This is a genomic window from Pseudomaricurvus alkylphenolicus (assembly GCF_011683955.1).
GTDB lineage: Bacteria > Pseudomonadota > Gammaproteobacteria > Pseudomonadales > Cellvibrionaceae > Pseudomaricurvus > Pseudomaricurvus alkylphenolicus.
The window spans coordinates 445021-459737 of sequence record NZ_JAAQPI010000002.1 but is presented as its reverse complement, the minus strand read 5'-3'; the positions used below and the strand labels follow the sequence as shown (position 1 = coordinate 459737).

The 14717-nt window shown below is 55.2% G+C and carries 14 protein-coding genes; 1 reads left to right on the top strand and 13 read right to left on the bottom strand.

Annotation, left to right across the window (positions count from 1 at the left end):
• Window positions 1-14: 14 nt before the first annotated feature.
• The 4 genes from HBA55_RS07360 to trxA all read right to left on the bottom strand — a co-directional run bounded on the left by HBA55_RS07360 (window position 15) and on the right by trxA (window position 4237).
• Window positions 15-956, bottom strand: coding sequence for a sensor domain-containing diguanylate cyclase (locus HBA55_RS07360; RefSeq protein WP_206019659.1), 942 nt, complete (start codon window positions 954-956; stop codon window positions 15-17).
• An 8-nt stretch (window positions 957-964) separates the two neighbouring features.
• A complete protein-coding gene (locus HBA55_RS07355) occupies window positions 965-1987 on the bottom strand; it encodes a response regulator (protein ID WP_166988921.1) in 1023 nt (340 codons plus the stop codon).
• Window positions 1988-2164: 177 nt separating this feature from the next.
• Window positions 2165-3424, bottom strand: coding sequence for a transcription termination factor Rho (gene rho / locus HBA55_RS07350; protein ID WP_166988919.1), 1260 nt, complete (start codon window positions 3422-3424; stop codon window positions 2165-2167).
• A 486-nt stretch (window positions 3425-3910) separates the two neighbouring features.
• Window positions 3911-4237, bottom strand: a complete 327-nt coding sequence (gene trxA / locus HBA55_RS07345; protein ID WP_166988917.1) for a thioredoxin TrxA — start codon at window positions 4235-4237, stop codon at window positions 3911-3913.
• 296 nt (window positions 4238-4533) lie between these two features.
• Here trxA and HBA55_RS07340 point away from each other — a divergent pair, with 296 nt between their 5' ends.
• Window positions 4534-5652: a methyltransferase domain-containing protein gene (locus HBA55_RS07340; protein ID WP_166988915.1), complete on the top strand. Its 1119-nt coding sequence runs from the start codon at window positions 4534-4536 to the stop codon at window positions 5650-5652.
• 16 nt (window positions 5653-5668) lie between these two features.
• Here the strand turns inward: HBA55_RS07340 and HBA55_RS07335 are convergent, their stop codons facing one another.
• From HBA55_RS07335 to HBA55_RS07295, 9 genes are all read right to left on the bottom strand, one after another.
• Entirely contained in the window at window positions 5669-8086 is a 2418-nt protein-coding gene (locus tag HBA55_RS07335; protein WP_166988913.1) for a hybrid sensor histidine kinase/response regulator, read from the bottom strand.
• Between the two features lie 279 nt (window positions 8087-8365).
• Window positions 8366-9526, bottom strand: coding sequence for a radical SAM family heme chaperone HemW (hemW, locus tag HBA55_RS07330; protein WP_166988911.1), 1161 nt, complete (start codon window positions 9524-9526; stop codon window positions 8366-8368).
• Between the two features lie 5 nt (window positions 9527-9531).
• Window positions 9532-10164, bottom strand: a complete 633-nt coding sequence (rdgB, locus tag HBA55_RS07325) for an RdgB/HAM1 family non-canonical purine NTP pyrophosphatase (protein WP_166988909.1) — start codon at window positions 10162-10164, stop codon at window positions 9532-9534.
• Window positions 10154-10609 (bottom strand): DUF4426 domain-containing protein, encoded by a 456-nt coding sequence (locus HBA55_RS07320; RefSeq protein WP_166988907.1) that lies wholly within the window; start codon window positions 10607-10609, stop codon window positions 10154-10156. The genes rdgB and HBA55_RS07320 overlap by 11 nt, the downstream gene beginning before the upstream one ends.
• 62 nt (window positions 10610-10671) lie before the next feature.
• Window positions 10672-11280, bottom strand: a complete 609-nt coding sequence (metW, locus tag HBA55_RS07315) for a methionine biosynthesis protein MetW (RefSeq protein ID WP_166988905.1) — start codon at window positions 11278-11280, stop codon at window positions 10672-10674.
• A complete protein-coding gene (gene metX, locus HBA55_RS07310; RefSeq protein WP_277345534.1) occupies window positions 11280-12443 on the bottom strand; it encodes a homoserine O-succinyltransferase MetX in 1164 nt (387 codons plus the stop codon). The genes metW and metX overlap by 1 nt, the downstream gene beginning before the upstream one ends.
• 45 nt (window positions 12444-12488) lie before the next feature.
• Window positions 12489-13085, bottom strand: a complete 597-nt coding sequence (locus HBA55_RS07305; RefSeq protein ID WP_166988903.1) for a YggT family protein — start codon at window positions 13083-13085, stop codon at window positions 12489-12491.
• A gap of 86 nt (window positions 13086-13171) precedes the next feature.
• The gene (proC, locus tag HBA55_RS07300) at window positions 13172-13996 is read right to left on the bottom strand and encodes a pyrroline-5-carboxylate reductase (protein WP_166988901.1); all 825 of its coding nucleotides are present in this window, start codon (window positions 13994-13996) and stop codon (window positions 13172-13174) included.
• A 21-nt stretch (window positions 13997-14017) separates the two neighbouring features.
• Window positions 14018-14716, bottom strand: a complete 699-nt coding sequence (locus HBA55_RS07295) for a YggS family pyridoxal phosphate-dependent enzyme (protein WP_166988899.1) — start codon at window positions 14714-14716, stop codon at window positions 14018-14020.
• Between the last annotated feature and the right edge of the window lies 1 nt (window position 14717).

The following is a 14717-nucleotide window of genomic DNA, read 5'->3' as shown; positions in this document are numbered from 1 at the left end:
GATTTGTGTCAGGGCTACCCCTTATGCACCACTACCTGATTGCGACCCTGCTCCTTGGCCTGGTAGAGGGCTTCGTCAGCCGCCTGCAACCACTTGTCTTCGTCCAGCATACTTGAATTGAGCGAGGCGATTCCGAGACTGATTGTCACCGTCAGCTGTTCCCTTTCAAAGGGAATCTGCAGCGTCTCAACCTCCTGGCGCAAACGTTCGCCGAGAACCCGAGCACCTTCGGCATCAGTTTCCGGCAGGATAATGCCAAACTCTTCACCACCGTAGCGACCGACGACATCCATAACCCTTGCGCTTTGGGCCGCGCTGTCAGCTACCTGCCGAATGACCTCGTCGCCGGCCTGGTGCCCATAGCTGTCGTTGACGCGCTTGAAGTGGTCGATATCAAACAAAATCAGGCTGTGAGCGGTTTCATAGCGGGCGTGCAGCTGCACGGCTTCAGAGAGCTTTTCCTGCCAGTACCCGCGATTAAACAATCCAGTGAGCTTGTCGGTGCGACTGCTCAGCTCCAGCTCGCGGTTGATTTTTTCGAGAGCCTGCTTATTGACCGCAACGTCGCTGACATCGTACACCATCATCGAAATATAAGAAGCTTCGCCACTGGCGTCCTTGAGGGCATTGACGGTGATGTTCTGGTACATCTTGGTGGCTGAACCGGTAACGGGGCGATAGGCGGCAAAGTCAAAAAGATGAGGCACCTGTTCCCAGCTGACAAACATCTCGCAGTCCAATAACAAGGCGGAGTCTATCTTGTTCTGCAGCCAGCGCTCCTTAAAGATGGGGTACACATCGAACAGTGATCCCTGTTCCTTGATTTCAGTGGAACTTATGCCGGAGTGGTTTTCCATAAAGTGGTTCCACACTATGACTTGGCCCTGGCGATCGAACACAACAATACCCACATCCATATTGGTGAGCATGTTCATCAGCCAGTGGATTTCGCGCATATCCACGATCAGAATTCCCCCTCAGACAAATAGCTGGCCCGATTCAGCAAGTAATCCCCAGCCTTGCCCGGGAAGAGCAGCAGCAAGTCGCAGACAAAGTCCCCTTCCTCAAAATGGTAGGGGATTTCAATGGTCAGTGTGTCTTCCGTATTGGCTACGCGCTCGCGCCATTCCTGGTTAGAGACATTGGCTGCAGAGAGAATCACGGACTGGCTGCGGCTGAAATCCAGGTCCAGAATTTCACCGATACCCGTCAGGAAGGCGCCTGTCAGCACGGCGGCGGCATCGAGAATTGACCCGACTCCGCTGTCGCCTGTATTGGCATTGTGTTCGGACATCAATTTCTGAAGACCGGCAACCCCTTTAAGATCCGTGCTGAGCAAGGCTTCCGCGGCCAGGCCACGCCCGACAAAACCCTGTGAAACTGCCAAATGCTGGCCGCCTGCCAGTGATTCCAAAGTCATGGCAAGCTCACCGGCACTGAGAATATCTACACGGGGAATTGGCAGGTTGATAAAGGCATTCAGCAGTCTCGCCAATTTGTCGGCTGCCTGTCCCATGGCCACGTTTGACACCTCACGCAGACACTCTTTGGGGCTGATGGTCTGGCTGACTGCTTCTGTAACAGCGGGCGGTGGAGGTTCGATTTCGGCAACTTGTGCTTCAGCGGGCTGCAATAAACCGTAATCGGTCAGCAGTTTTTCCAGCTGGTCGCCGTCCACCGGCTTCTTGTGGAAGGCCAGCGCTCCCAGAGAGAGAACCCGTTGCTGGGCCTCGGGTTGTATGTCTCCCGACACCACAATGGTGATGCATTCGATAGCCCTGTCCCTGATCTGGGCAAGGGTTTCGTAGCCATCCATGACCGGCATGGTCAGGTCCAGCAGCAAGAGATCAATACTGCTGGCTTCCAGAATGTCCAGTGCCTGCTGTCCGTGCTCGGCAAATTGAACGTTGGAGCTCAGTTGGGGTGGCAGCGCCCGCATCATTTGTTTGCGCGCCATCCCGGAGTCATCACAGATCAATATGTTCATGGCAGTTCGGCCGATTTCCGGAATTAGTCGTCGCAATCACTCTCACGTGCCTGCGACGAAAATCGAAACTTTGCACCGCTCCGGTTACAGGTGCGTTTCTGTTATTAGCTTTTTCAGGATAGTCCATCCTGGTCTGATTTACTTGCGCCGCGCTCCCTGCTGTCGTTTTTATTGCCGTTACTTGCGCTTCATCGACAGGAAGAACTCGTCGTTGGTCTTGTGATCTTTGAGTTTGTCTACCAAAAACTCGGTTGCGCCGATATCTTCCATATCGTGCAACAGCTTGCGCAGAATCCAGACGCGTTGCAGCTCGTCTTCACGCATCAACAGATCTTCGCGACGGGTGCCGGAGCGACGGATATTAATGGCCGGGTAGACCCGCTTCTCTGAAATCTTGCGATCCAGGTGCAATTCCTGGTTACCTGTACCTTTAAATTCTTCAAAAATCACCTCGTCCATCTTGGAGCCGGTTTCCACCAGTGCGGTGGCGACGATGGAGAGGCTGCCGCCTTCTTCAATGTTACGGGCGGCACCAAAGAAACGTTTTGGACGCTCGAGGGCGTGAGCGTCCACACCACCGGTCAATACCTTGCCGGAGGACGGTACAATGGTGTTGTAGGCACGGGCAAGACGGTTAATGGAGTCCAGCAGGATAACCACATCTTTCTTGTGCTCCACCAATCGCTTGGCTTTCTCGATCACCATTTCGGCCACCTGTACGTGGCGTGCCGGTGGTTCATCGAAGGTGGAGGCCACAACTTCGCCGCGCACAGAGCGCTGCATTTCCGTCACTTCTTCAGGGCGTTCGTCAATCAACAGTACGATCAGGTGACACTCCGGGTTGTTGCGGGTAATCGCCTGGGCAATGTTCTGCATCATAATGGTCTTACCGGCCTTTGGCGGTGCCACAATCAGACCGCGCTGGCCTTTGCCAATCGGAGCGATCAGGTCGATGATTCGACCCGTCAAGTCCTCAGTGGAACCGTTACCGGCTTCCAACACCAGACGATCATTGGGGAACAGCGGCGTCAGGTTTTCGAACAGAATCTTGTTCTTGGAATTTTCGGGCTTATCAAAGTTGATCTGGTTGACCTTGAGCATAGCGAAGTAGCGTTCGCCATCCTTAGGTGGGCGGATCTTGCCCTCTATGGTGTCGCCGGTGCGAAGGTTGAAGCGGCGAATCTGGCTTGGTGAGACGTAGATGTCATCGGGGCCGGCCAGATAAGAACTGTCCGCCGAACGCAGAAAGCCAAACCCGTCCTGAAGAATTTCCAACACCCCGTCGCCGTAGATATCTTCACCGCTCTTGGCGTGGCGTTTCAGGATGTTAAATATGATGTCCTGTTTGCGTGAACGGGCGAGGTTCTCCATGCCCATTTCTTTGGCAATGGCAATCAGTTCTTCAATGGGTTTGGTTTTCAGATCGGTCAGGTTCATAGGAATTCGTTGCAACTGTGATAGTCAGTTTTGAATTAATGGATCAACCACCGCTAGATGGCTGTGTGATGTTTCGGCATAATCACCCGGGCTTCTGTCGATCAATGTGAAATTATCCATTGAATCCGGCAGGATGAATAAGGGTAATGAGCGCTTGAAAATTGTGGGGGTTGGCTGGTCAGAAGCTTACGTTAGTTAACCGGGGATACTCCACACGGCGTCCTTTTTATCTTGCAAATTCTCGTTCTGGCTTTGCAAATATCTAGCAATCTCGCATTTGTAACGCTTGCTTGTCATTGTAGCGCGAGCCGGTCTGTCCAGGCGACCTGTATAGATGGAGGACAGTATAGCGGCAAAAATTACCCTGTGCAAAATTAAAAGAGCAAAATTTGGCCAGCGGGATGGCGAGAATGGCCGATTTGATGTGTCGGTCAACCGGAACCGGCCGCCTGTACTCGCCATTGAGCACAGGCAGCGTCAATCGAATTACAGACAGCCGTCAATAAATTCGACCAATTGCGCTTTCGACAGGGCACCAACCTTGGTTCCTTCGGCGTTACCGCCCTTGAAGATAATCAGGGTGGGAATACCACGAATATTGAACTTGCCCGGGGTCTCCTGATTGGCATCAACATCCATTTTACAGATCTTGATTTTACCGGCGTACTCGCCAGACAGCTCATCGAGAACGGGGGCAATCATCTTACAGGGACCACACCATTCTGCCCAAAAATCGACCAGTACGGGGCCCTCAGCGTTGAGTACCTCGGTCTCAAAGCTGGCATCGGTTACATGCACGATGCTGTTACTCATAATCTTTCTCCTGCGAGTGACGGTGCGCGACATCAGGTCATTGACCTCTCCGTCGCTCTCTAAAGACCTGGGATGATAATAAGAGCAGGGGCAACACTCAAGGGGAAACCCCTTATCTTATGCCACTTCTACCGCCAGATGCGGGAACCAACGCGGCGGCTTGCTTTCCAAGACGGCGGCTGCCAGCCCCTCCATCATCTGCCATGAACGTAATAAGTGCGATAGATGAGGCTGCGCCAGTGGGCTATTATGCCCCCAAATCCAAAATCTGATTGCCGCCTATAGAAGGATTACCTATGAACGTCGAAACACTTGTGAGTGAGCGCTACGCCGAAGGCGCCAAAGCGGTGCAGGAAGCACTCTGTTGTCCGGTGGACTACGACACCTCGCTGCTGAAGATGCTGCCCACTGAAATCATCGAACGTGACTATGGATGCGGAGACCCCTCCCGCTATGTGCGTGAAGGGGATGTGGTACTCGATCTGGGCAGCGGCGGCGGCAAGATCTGCTACATGGCGGCTCAAATTGTCGGTGAGCAGGGAGCCGTGATTGGTGTTGATATGACCGATGATATGCTCGAGTTGGCGCGGAGCTATCAGGATGAAATGGCCAGCAAACTGGGCTCCGATCGAGTGGATTTCCGCAAAGGCTACATTCAGGACCTGGCACTGGATGTCAGTGCGCTGGAGCAATGGCTGGCACAAAACCCGGTCAAAGATCTGGCCGGTATGCAGGCATTGGAGCAGTGGAAGCAACGTCAAAGGGCGGACAGTCCGTTGGTTGAGGATGACAGCGTCAGCCTGGTGGTATCCAACTGCGTCCTCAATCTCGTGGCCCAGAATGACCGGGCGCAGATGCTGAGAGAGGTGTTTCGTGTTCTCAAGCCCGGTGGTCGTGTGGCGATCTCGGATATTGTCTGTGACGAGCCTGTGCCCCAACACCTGCAGGACGACGCTCAACTCTGGAGTGGTTGTATTTCCGGTGCCTTCCAGGAAAAAGAGTTTGTGCAGGCCTTTCTCGACGCCGGATTTGTCGGGGTGGCCTACGATAAGTGGGAGTCTGAACCCTGGCAGGTGGTTGAAGGTATCGAATTTCGCTCAGTCACCCTGGTAGCGACTAAACCAAGCCGCCAAGATCTTTATGACGGTGGTGACGCGGTCCTGTATCGCGGACCTTTCAGCAAAGTGGAGGACGACCTGGGCAACGTTTATTGCCGCGGTGATCGCACGGCGGTATCCCGGCGTACCTTCGAGCTGCTTACCAGTGGAGATTATCAGGAGCATTTCGTGGGTATGAGCCCGGCTGAAGAGATCAATAATGGCTGCTTCTGCAAACCCGCCGGCACTCTGCGACCGGCGGCAGAAACCAAGGGAGCCAGCCACGCCGGTGGCAACGATTCCGGTGGATGTTGCTAGGCTGAGGGCTGCAGGCTCAAGAAATAACGCTTTCCACGGACTTGGATAAGCCCAATTTGTCGAAGGCGCTGCGCAGTTCCTGCAGGGTAACAGGCTTGCACAGGAAGTGATTCATGCCACAGGCGTACACCATTTCCCGGTGTTCCTGCATGGCATGAGCGGTCAGGGCGACGATTGGGGTCGCCTCCACCTGGTGCTCTTTTTCATATTGGCGGATGCGCCGGGTGGCTTCAAACCCGTCCATTTCAGGCATTTCACAGTCCATCAGAATCAAATCGTAGGGTTTCTCAGCGTGCACGCTCTGTTCCCAGGCCTGGAGTCCATTCTCCACCAGAGTAGGTGTGATCTGCAGCTTTCCCAGCAATCCCTTGATGACCATGCGGTTCACTGAGTTGTCTTCCGCCACCAAAATCCGCAAATTGGCAAAGTTGGACTGGCTTTCGGTGCTCTCCGCAGGCACCACACGAGTATCCAGGGTTTGCCCCTGCAGTTGACCCAGCTCTATTCGTAACTTCTTCGGAGACATTGGCTTGCGCAGCACGGCCAATATCTGTTTCTGCGCCAGGACGTCATGGCTAAAGGGGTCGTCGGAGGCGGTGAGCATAAACATTTTGCTGCTGCACTTGGGGTTATCCTTGAGGATATCGCCAGCCAGGCTGATGCCATCGCCATCGGTCAGGTAGTAGTCCAGAGAGATGAAATCGTACTCGGGCTCCTCCCGTTGGCGTCGCTCTGCGAGCATCGTCAGGCATTGATCGGCACTGCGGACAGAGTCTACCAGCATGCCCCAACTGCGCGCGTGGTGGCAGAGGGTATCGGCCAACTGTCGATTATCTTCCACAATTAACAGGTGTTTTCCGGCCAAGCTGGGAAGAATGCGCCCCAGGGATTCCGGTGGGGCATCGGCGCGGGTGAATTGGGCGGTAAACCAGAAGGTAGAGCCCTGCCCTTCCACACTCTCGCAACCGATACTTCCCCCCATCAGCTCAACCAGGCGTTTGCAGATGGCCAGCCCCAGGCCGGTGCCCCCGTATTTTCGGGTTGTCGAACTGTCCGCCTGGCTGAATGATTGAAACAGTCCGCGCTGGGCGTCATCGGAGATGCCGATTCCGCTGTCGATGACAGCGAATCGCACAGCGGGATTGTCCACATCTGTGTCAGGTTGCCGTTGAGCATTGATAGAGATACAGCCTTCCGAGGTGAACTTAAAAGCATTCCCGATCAGATTAATGAGAATCTGACGCAGACGGGTGGGATCACCGTAGACGTAGATGGGGGTGGTGGGACTGACACTGCCCACCAGCTCAATGTGGCGTTTGTTGGCGGTGGCACCAAATAGCTGGACACAATCCTCAATCAACTCTTCCAGATTGAACACCACCGACTCCAACTCCATTTTGCCGGCTTCGATCTTGGAGTAGTCGAGAATGTCATTGATGATGGTTAACAGGGTCTCACCAGAACGGTGGATGACATCCAGATAATGTTGCTGGTTGTCGTTGAGGGGCGTATCGCGCAGCAGTTCCACCATGCCGATAACGCCATTCATTGGGGTACGGATCTCATGGCTCATGGTGGCGAGGAATTGACTTTTGGCCTTATTGGCTTCCTCGGCGGCTGCTTTCTGACGATGGCTTTCGAGTTTTTCCTCTTTTTCGGCCAGCAGCGCACTTTCCATCGCCTGCCGCTGGTCGATATCCTCGATCAGCGACTCCCTCATTTGATTGATGGCCTCCACCACATTATCCAGCTCATCCGGCGCGCTGTGCGGTGATTTGGAACGGTTCAGACGCAGGCCAATCTTCAGTTTGTCCAGATTCAACTGTCGGGTATAGCGGGCGATGGTGTCCATATGTTTGGTCAGCAGGGAGCGCACCAGCCACAGAATAAACAGGGACACGATCAGGGTTTTTGTGCCCTGCAGGGTACCGATAAACCAGGCCCGCTCCCAGAGCTTCTGGTAAACACTGTCTAGACTCGCGGTCACAATCAGTTTGCCCAGCGTCTGGTCCGGGGCATTTTCCGCGGTATAAACAAGGGGATATTCCTTGATCAGGACCTTTTCTGTGGCTTGTTCGACCTGCTCGAGTCCCAGCCTGGAATCCAGAGAGCTGGCCATCATGGCTTGCTCCTGGTTGTTCCAGTCGCGCCAGACCACGGTTACCTGGACCACGTCTTCCACCTCCAACACCGATCGGATTTGGACGTTCAGCTGCTCCTCGTCAAAGCCCCAAAGGCTCTTGGTAATACTGGGCAGGGTACTGATACGCACCTGGTCGAGGCGCTTTTCCAGTTCAGAAATATCGTCTCGAAAGCTGGTATACAGCTGCAGCAGGATGGCGATCAGGGCGATCATCGAGCTGGTCAGCAGAATCAGCGCCATCAGTTTGGTGGCGATCGGGTTGCGTCGGCGGTATTCGCTGAGGTTGAGCATGCAGGTGGCGGATGGCCAGTTCCTTTTACTGTCGACTGGAGGTAAATACTTTGCCGGATAACCTCTCAGGCAGTCTTACGCTTGTCCCTATTTTATTGAATCTCCGGGATTTCCCAACTATCGCGCAACTCATCCTCCTGAACAAGGCTGGCCCTTCGGAGCAAGGCTGAATGCCTTTTGGTGGCGCGCCATAGCAATTGTAGCAGCCAGCTGTCGCTTTTTCCCCGTTTTAGGGCGTTCTAATTGGCCAGGGGCCTTGATAACTGTGGGTTTCGTTGACTACAGGTTGACAAAGGATTCCAGCACTTGATTCAAATACCGCTGCCCGGTCTCTGTGGTGCGCAGCATGTCACCCTCTGTGCTGATCAATCCCTGATTCTGCAGAATCTTCAGTGGCGACGCTATTCTGGCGAGTTTTAGTCCTGTGCGGGGTTCAAACAGCTTCAGATCCGTACCCTCCACCAAACGCAGGCAATTCATCATATATTCAAGCGGCAGATCGTCCTGTTTGATGGTTTTGGCTCCACCATCAGCGCCGCCATCCTGGGCGGCCATATGCTCCAGATAGTGTCGGGGCAGTCGGGTTTTATTGAATCGCAGGATATGGCCCTGATCGGGCAGTGTAATTTTGCCGTGGGCGCCGGCTCCCAGCCCCAGGTAATCGCCAAACGTCCAGTAGTTGAGGTTATGGCGAGAGCGGCGCTGAGGCCGGCTGGCATAAGCCGACACTTCATACTGGCGATAGCCCCCATTGCGCAGCAAACGTTCGCCATGCTGCTGGATGTCAGCCAGTGCATCGTCCTCGGGCAGAACCGGAGGGCGGCTGTAAAATTCGGTATTGGGCTCAATGGTAAGCTGGTACCAGGAAAGGTGCTCCGGATCCAGGTCCATGGCAGTCATCAGGTCCTGTGAAGCATCCATCGGGGTTTGGCCCGGTAGTCCGTGCATCAGATCGAGATTGATGTTGTCAAAGCCGGCCTGGCGCGCCATGGCTACGGCACACAGGGCTTCCTCACGGCCATGGATCCGGCCCAGCTGTTGCAGATGAAGGTCAGAAAAACTCTGGATACCGATGGACAGGCGATTGATGCCGGCACTGCGATATCCGAGAAAGCGCCTTTGTTCAAAGGTGCCCGGGTTGGCCTCCATGGTGATTTCGATGTCGGGCTCAAAGCCAATCTGTTTTTCGAAAGCTCTGAGAAGGGTGTCAAAGGCGCCGGGCTGGAACAGGCTGGGAGTGCCCCCGCCAATAAAAATACTTTGCAGGCGACGGCCTTGTACCAGGGGCAGGCTGCGGCGCAAGTCTTCCAGGATCGCTTTCACATAGTCAGCCTCTGGAAGCTCAGCGCCTGACTGATGGGAGTTGAAGTCACAATAGGGGCACTTACGCACACACCAGGGGATGTGAAGATAGAGCGACAGCGGCGGTAGTTCCAGCATGGGGGTTACGGAGCCAATATGCCCTGTTGCTGGAGTCTGGCCAGCAGCAGGTCCATAGCTTTACCGCGATGGCTGATGGCGTTTTTCTGTTCCTTGCTCAGTTCGGCGGCGCTGCACTGATGCTGCTCCACGTAAAACAGAGGGTCGTAACCAAAGCCGCCTTCGCCGCTGGGCTGGTGCAGGATCTTGCCCTCCCAGCTGGCCTGGCACACCAGCGGCGTGGGGTCTTCCGCATGGCGCATATAGACCAGCACACATTGGAAGCGCGCCCCGCGCTCTTCCTGGGACAATCCGGCCAGACTGTTCAGTAACTTGGCATTGTTGGCAGCGTCTTTGCCGGCGCCATCCACGCCGGCGAAGCGGGCCGAATGGATGCCGGGTTGCCCTTGCAGGGCATCCACCTCCAGGCCGGAATCGTCGGCGATGGCGGGCAATCCGGTAAACTGGCAGGCGTGGCGGGCTTTCAGAATCGCGTTTTCCACAAAGCTGAGGCCGGTCTCCTCGGCACTGTCCAGATCAAAGTCCGACTGCGGCAGGATATCGAATCCCTGCAACAGGGTTCGGAATTCATTCAGCTTGCCGGCATTTCCACTGGCCAGCACAATTCGGGGGCGTTCGCCCTTAGCATCAGTCGACATAGAGTTTCTTACTGAATTTAACGGTATAGGATTTGCCCTGGCCCTTGGGGGTGACTTCCAGATTAAAGTGCAGCACTTCTTCATTGGTAAAGCGCAGTGGCGCCAGGTAGTACACGGCATTCTGCTCGTGGATTTCAATAAACTCCAGGCTGCGTTGCTGCTGCATCAGATTGGCAACGGTTCCGGTGACCTTGGCGGGCAGGCCATTGCTGTTACCGGATTCTGTACTGCGGATCAGGGCAACATTTATCAGTGCACGATCTTTACCCCGCGTGAGGTTATAGGCGCTGGCAATATTGGGCTGAATAAAGCTGCTGTTAAACACCGTATGCAGCACTTTGTGGTCACCAAAGGTGGTGTATGGCTTGTTGCTTGCCTGCAGCAGGCTGCTCGCCAACAACAGCAACAGGGCCAGCCCTGCTCGGTATATTGTTAGGCTATTCATGTTCTTCTCCTTGAAAAAGCGAAGTGGCTCTCCCTAAGTGTAGTTGCTTTCGAGCAAGCGCTTCACTGGCGTTTTCGCAGGTGATAGATGGCGGTTTCCCCGAACAGGTTGGGTCGCAGATCCTTGAGCAGTTTGCTGATCGGCCGTTCAGCCACCACCTGCCGCTGCAGAATGTTAATGTCCAGAGAGCGACACAGGACCTCAAAATCCTTAAAGGTGCAGAAATGGATATTAGGCGTGTCGTACCACTGATAGGGGAGTAGATCGGACACCGGCATGCGGCCGTTGTAAAGCAGGTGCCAACGGGCTTTCCAGTGCCCGAAATTGGGGAAGGTGACAATACACTCTTTGCCCACCCGCAACATTTCCAGCAGTACTTCGTGTGGGGCGTGCATGGTCTGCAGCGCTTGAGTCATCACCACACTGTCGAAGCTGTTGTCAGCAAAGTTGGCGAGGCCGTCATTAAGGTTTTGATCAATGACATTCAGGCCTTTGCCAATACAGGTAGTGATGTGGTCCGGATCGATTTCCAGCCCGTATCCGGTGACGCGCTTATGATCGCGCAGATTCTGCATCAAAGTGCCGTCACCGCAACCCAGGTCGAGAACCCGACTGCCATCCCGAATCCAGGCCTGGATGACATCCAGATCAGTACGTAGTGAGAGTGACATCAGGTCTCGACCCCTTTCATGTATTCGCTGAACAGGCGGTAATAACGGTCGATGGGAATCAGGAAGGCATCGTGGCCATAGGCGGACTCCACCTCGGCGTAGCTGACGGGTTTGTCGGCACCAACCAGTGCGTCGACGATCTCTCGAGAGCGCTCCGGCGCAAAACGCCAGTCCGTGGTAAACGAAACCACCAGGTAACGGCACTGGGCACGGCTGAATGCCTTTACCGGATCGTCGTCGTACTCGCGCGCCAGATCAAAGTAGTCCAGTGCCCGTGTCATCAGTATGTAGGTATTGGCGTCGAAGCTGTCGGAAAACACATCGCCCTGATACCGCAGATAGCTTTCAATCTGGAACTCAACGGGTTCATCTGAACCCTGTGCAAAGCTTCCTGAGCGGATTTCCCGGCCAAACTTCTGTCCCATGCCATCGTCAGACAAGTAAGTGATGTGGCCGATCATGCGTGCCACCGACAGGCCCCCCTTTGGATAGGTATCGTGGTCCTGATAGTTGCCGTGGTGGTAACTGGGGTCAGAGGTAATAGCCGCACGGGCGGTTTCGTTAAAGGCGATGTTCTGAGCGGTGAGTTTCATGGCCGAGGCGATGACCACACAGTGGCGCAGGCGCTGCGGATACTCCAGGGACCAGCGCATGGCCTGCATACCGCCAAGGCTGCCGCCAATCACAGCGGCCCATTGCTCAATACCCAGGCGATCTGCCAGCCGCGCCTGGGAATGCACCCAGTCGCGAGCCCGCAGATTGGGAAAATCCGCACCCCAGGGCTTGCCGGTTTCCGGATTGATGGAACGCGGTCCGGTGGAACCATGGCAGCCGCCCAGATTATTGAGGGAGACAATAAAAAAGCGGTTGGTATCTATGGGCTTGCCTGGACCGATATAGGCATCCCACCAGCCCGGCTTGCGATCATCCTCGCTGTGATAACCGGCGGCGTGATGGTGCCCGGACAGGGCGTGGCAAATCAGTATGGCGTTGCTGCGTTCGGCATTCAGTTTGCCATAGGTCTCCACCACCAGGTCGTAGGTTTCCAGTGTGCGGCCACAGGCCAGCTTCAACGGCGTGTCGAAGTGGAAAACTTCAGGCATTACCAGGCCTACATTGTCACTGGCGTGGCAAGGGTGTTGGGTAGTGTCGGCTTGGGACAAGGGAGAAAACTCCAGCTAAAAATCGGGTCGCTAGGGGTAATTCGGTTAAATACCGAGAATCATCTGTTGCACGGCCGGTCCCATGCCTGTCGCCGCCGCTAGATGCCGGATCAGAATCTGGACCACATTCAGCGCCAGGAACGCAAAGATCGGCGAAATATCGATGCCGCCCATATCGGGGATCAACTTGCGGAACGGCGCCATCACCGGCTCGACCAGCTGTCGCACCAGCAGCAGTGCCGGGTTTTGGCTGTGAGGGGCCACCCAGCTGGCGATCACCATGATCAACAGCCCCCAAAAGAATATATTGGCCACCAGGGAAAGCAGTCCAACCAGGGACCAGACCAGGACATTGACCGGATTTGCGCCGCCGACCTGAAAAATGAAAGCACTGAGGTAGAACACCAGGATCTGGATGATCAGACCCAGCACCAGCGACGACATGTCGATACCGAAAATGCCCGGAACTACCCTTCGGATGGGTATCAGCAGCGGGTTAGTTGCCTTAACCGCAAACTGGGAAATGGGATTGTAGAAGTCCGCCCGCGCCAGCTGCAGCAAAAATCGCAGCATAACGATCAGCAGATAAAGCGATCCGAGCGTTTGTACGATCAAGTGGCCGATTTCCTGTAATGGCCCCATCTGAAATCTCCTGGTCTTGAATGGTGTTATCCGGCTTCTGCGAGATCCGGTTATTGCCAAATTATCCGAATGTGAAGTTGCCTGAACTACTGAGCGCCTAACTCAGTCGCCATTTCCACGGAGCGCTGGGCGCACTTTTCCATGGCGGTGGCAACAACAGTGCGCAGGTTATCATTTTCGAATGACAGAATCGCCTGTTCTGTGGTGCCATTGGGAGATGTCACCCGACGGCGAAGTTCGGCCACGTCCACATCACTGTCCTGTGCCAGGCGGGCTGCCCCCAGCGCGGTCTGTAAGGTCAGTGCGGTGGCGGTATCTCGCTCAAGCCCCTGGGCGACACCCGCCTCTATCATGGCCTCCATCAACAGGAAAAAGTAGGCCGGACCGCTACCGGACACGGCAGTGACCGGATCAAGCTGTGTTTCAGTCTCAAGCCATTCAACAATGCCCACCGCCTTCAGGATTTCCTCGGCCAGACGACGTTGCTCGTCGTTGGTCTGTGCATTGGCAAAGAGGCCGCTGGCTCCGGTTTGTACCAGGGCCGGGGTATTGGGCATGCAGCGGACAATGGCCAGATCATTGCCGAGCCACTGGTCCAGCGAGCGAATGTCGATCCCGGCGGCGATGGAGATGACCATGGGTTTGTGGTTGAGATGTGGTTGTAAGTCTTCACATACCTGCTGCATCACCTGTGGCTTAACGGCCAACACAATAATGTCTGCAGAAACTGCCGCCGCGGCGTTGTCGGTGTTGGTTTGCACCGGGAAGGTATCGGCGAGCTTTTCCAGACTGGGCGGGTAGGGATCAGTGGCGGTAATACTGTCGGCTGCGAAACCGCGTTTGACCAAGCCACCAATGATGCTGCTGGCCATATTTCCAGCACCGATAAACGTCAAATTTACATCACTCACGGGAAATTCCTTATGGTTTTTTCAAATTGCCTGAGGCTTTTCACGGCTGCCGAAAATGTCGGTTCCGATTCGAACGATGGTGGCGCCGGCGGCAATGGCGGCCTCCAGATCGCCGGACATACCCATCGACAGGGTGTCGAGCTGCGGGTACCGGTCTTGCAGTTCTGTACACTTTTCCGCCAGACGTGCAAATGCCGCCCGCTGGGCATCTTCATCGCTGCGCCGGGCGGGAATGGCCATCAGTCCCCGCACACAAATATTGGGCAGTTTTGCCAGGCTTTCAAGCACATCAGCCACTTCGTCCAGGGTAACACCTGACTTGCTCTGTTCTTCATCCAGATTGACTTGTACGCATATATTCAGCGGAGGTAAACCGCAGGGGCGCTGCTGGCTCAGCCGCTGGCCGATCTTTTCCCGGTCAACGCTGTGAACCCAGTCGAAGTTTTCGGCGATGGCGCGTGTTTTATTAGATTGTATCGGGCCGATAAAATGCCATTGCAGGTCGAGATCCGCCAGCTGTTGCTGTTTCTCCAGCGCTTCCTGCAGGTAGTTCTCGCCAAAGGCGCGCTGACCGGCTGCGTGGGCCTCGCGCAGCATGGCCGCCGGTTTGGTCTTGCTGACGGCGAGCAACTGCACGGTCTCGGGCCGACGCCCAGCTGCTTCAGTGGCGCATTGGATTCGAGTGCGAACTTGGATTAGGTTGTCATCAATGTTGGGCATA

Excerpts from the sequence above, each read along its gene's own strand:
- rdgB (WP_166988909.1), bottom strand. The coding sequence starts at position 10,164 with ATGTCGACTGATGCTAAGGGCGAACGCCCCCGAATTGTGCTGGCCAGT.
- HBA55_RS07295 (WP_166988899.1), bottom strand. The coding sequence starts at position 14,716 with ATGCCCAACATTGATGACAACCTAATCCAAGTTCGCACTCGAATCCAA.
- trxA (WP_166988917.1), bottom strand. The coding sequence starts at position 4,237 with ATGAGTAACAGCATCGTGCATGTAACCGATGCCAGCTTTGAGACCGAG.
- HBA55_RS07320 (WP_166988907.1), bottom strand. The coding sequence starts at position 10,609 with ATGAATAGCCTAACAATATACCGAGCAGGGCTGGCCCTGTTGCTGTTG.
- hemW (WP_166988911.1), bottom strand. The coding sequence starts at position 9,526 with ATGCTGGAACTACCGCCGCTGTCGCTCTATCTTCACATCCCCTGGTGT.
- HBA55_RS07335 (WP_166988913.1), bottom strand. The coding sequence starts at position 8,086 with ATGCTCAACCTCAGCGAATACCGCCGACGCAACCCGATCGCCACCAAA.
- HBA55_RS07305 (WP_166988903.1), bottom strand. The coding sequence starts at position 13,085 with ATGGGGCCATTACAGGAAATCGGCCACTTGATCGTACAAACGCTCGGA.
- HBA55_RS07355 (WP_166988921.1), bottom strand. The coding sequence starts at position 1,987 with ATGAACATATTGATCTGTGATGACTCCGGGATGGCGCGCAAACAAATG.
- HBA55_RS07360 (WP_206019659.1), bottom strand. The coding sequence starts at position 956 with ATGCGCGAAATCCACTGGCTGATGAACATGCTCACCAATATGGATGTG.
- metW (WP_166988905.1), bottom strand. The coding sequence starts at position 11,280 with ATGTCACTCTCACTACGTACTGATCTGGATGTCATCCAGGCCTGGATT.
- rho (WP_166988919.1), bottom strand. The coding sequence starts at position 3,424 with ATGAACCTGACCGATCTGAAAACCAAACCCATTGAAGAACTGATTGCC.
- HBA55_RS07340 (WP_166988915.1), top strand. The coding sequence starts at position 4,534 with ATGAACGTCGAAACACTTGTGAGTGAGCGCTACGCCGAAGGCGCCAAA.